Annotated in this window: 1 protein-coding gene and 2 pseudogenes; all 3 read left to right on the top strand. The window is 76.8% G+C overall.

From position 1 onward, the window contains the following. Window positions 1–295 (top strand): annotated as a pseudogene (locus tag G3I42_RS05240) (hypothetical protein); the annotation flags it as partial. Further along, on the top strand, window positions 292–1,647 hold the full coding sequence (locus tag G3I42_RS05235) for a CHAT domain-containing protein (RefSeq protein ID WP_343244460.1): 1,356 nt from the start codon (window positions 292–294) through the stop codon (window positions 1,645–1,647). The pseudogene G3I42_RS05240 and the gene G3I42_RS05235, both read left to right, overlap by 4 nt. Then, a pseudogene (locus G3I42_RS05230) lies at window positions 1,644–2,119 on the top strand (ATP-binding protein); the annotation flags it as partial. The gene G3I42_RS05235 and the pseudogene G3I42_RS05230, both read left to right, overlap by 4 nt.

Here is a 2,119-nt window from a genome sequence, read left to right as displayed (position 1 = left end):
CGGCAGGCTCGCGGAGGCGTGGCTCGTCGTCGCGAGCGACGCCCGCGCCAACGTCCCGCTCGACAGCAGCCTCACGGGCCGCTTCCCCTCCGGGCCGGTGGGGGACAGGGCGGTACGGGACAGCCTGACGCAGGCCGCGCGCCTCGCCGCACTCGACCGCACCCGGCTCCGCGTCACCCTCCTCGTCCCCGAGAACGCGGCGGCCCTGACCCCGGCGCTCGCCCAGGCACTGCGCGCGGACCGGCTCGCGCTGCCGGTGCGGGCCGCCTCGACGGCGGGGGAGGCGGCGCGGTGACGAGCGAGGAGTTCCCCGACGCGCACCGTCCCGCTCCGGCGATGCGGGCCGCGCTGCGCCGGCTGCACCCCCTGCCCCGGCAGGCGGGGGAGGTGGCCAGGCATGTCGCCGAGGCCGCGAGGACGAAGCGCCCCGTACGGCTCGGTGCGGTCGGGATCGACGTACGGCACCGGCTGCCGGCCGGGCTGAGCCTCGTGCACGTCCAGCGCGAGCGGAGCGGGGAGCTGACCTCGTACCGGGTACGGGCCTGGTGCTGGTGCGGCGCGCACCCGCCGCTCGACCTGCCCCCGCACCCCGAGCGGCTGATCGCCCCCGACCTGACGCTCGCCCGGCTCCACGCCGAGGGCGAGAACCCCTCCGAACTGCTCCTCGCCGTCGCCGAGTGGTCCACGCGCCACGAGCGGCTCACCGACTGGCTCGCGCGCGTCGCCGACGCCCACGGCCCCGGGCACGGGCTCGTCATCCGCGACGACACGGGCTCCGAACTCCCCTGGGAACTCCTGTGGCTCCCCGGCCGCCCGGCACCCCCCACCGCGGAGGACGCGCGACGAGCGGAGCCCGCCGCTCCGCCGCCCCCGCGGCTGCTCGGTGCCACGCTCCGTACGACGCGCTGGATCGTGCGGGACCCGCGCGAGCGGCTGCCCGAGCCGGTGCCGCCGCGGCCCGGCCGCGTGCTCAGCTACACCGAGGCCGGCATGCGAGGCGACGCCGAGGCGTTCCGGCCCTTCGCGCACACCCCGCACACCCGTTTCCCCCTCTTCCTCGACCAGTTGGAGGACACGGCCGAGGAGACCGGCCTCGTCTACGTCGCCTGCCACGGCACGTACGGCGCGCGCCTGGGCGAACTGCGGCTCGGCACCACCACGTGGCGCGAGCTGAACACCCGCCCGATGCGCGCCCTCGCCGGACAGCACCCCGTCGTGTACCTCAACGCCTGCCACTCCGGCCGGTCCGTCGACAACAGCGCGCAGGGCGAGAGCCGGCTGCGCGGCTTCACGGAGCTGTTCCTGCGCAAGGGCGCGGCGGGCTGCGTCGTGGCGATGGGCCCGGTCAACGACGAGGAGGCGCGCGAGACGGTGCACGCGGTCATGGCCCAGCTCGCCGCCGCGCCCCGGCTCTCGCTCGCCGAGGCCCTGCGCAGGCACCGCGCCGAGGTCACCGCGGCCTTCCCCGACCTGCGCCGCCTGCCGACGCTCTACGACGGCGACGCCTTCGACGTCCCCGGGCAACGGCGGGTCAGGCGGCTCCTGTACACGTACATGTTCCATCACTACGGTCACCCGCACGGGCTCCTCGGCCTGCGCGGGCAGGACGCGGGGGCGCCCGCGCCGGAGGAGGCGGGCGAGGGGTGAGCGAGCAGCGGTACGTCCCGGAGCTGATCACCGAACCGCTCGTGGCCTGGCCCGAGGAGGCCGAGCCCGGCAGCCACCACCTCGTCACCGTCGACCTCCTCGGCCCCTACGGCACCGACCCCGCCGACTGGCCCTACCCGGCGGAGGAGTTCGCCTTCACGGTCGGCCTCGACGGGGAGCCCTTCCTGACGTGCACGGCGCTCGACGAACCGGTCCTCGTCCTGCACCGCTTCGGCGGCACCTACGGCCCCGCGCGTTTCCTCCTCGACGTCGGCGACCTCACCGGCGACCTGACCCTGTGGCTCACCCTCGCCAACGAGCACGGGGTCCCTGTGCACAGCGCGGCGCTGCCGGTGACGGTGCGGCCGGGCGCCGGGGAGGGCGAGGAGCGGCCCGAGGACACGGTGCGCCTCCCGGCGGGCACGGACGCGGCCCCGTACGAGGACCCGCCCGCGCCCCCACCGCCCCCGCC

It is taken from the genome of Streptomyces sp. SID11385 (genome assembly GCF_010548245.1).
Classification (GTDB): Bacteria; Actinomycetota; Actinomycetes; order Streptomycetales; family Streptomycetaceae; genus Streptomyces.
The sequence above is the reverse complement of the archived record's forward strand: the minus strand, read 5'-3'. Positions and strand labels throughout refer to the sequence as shown.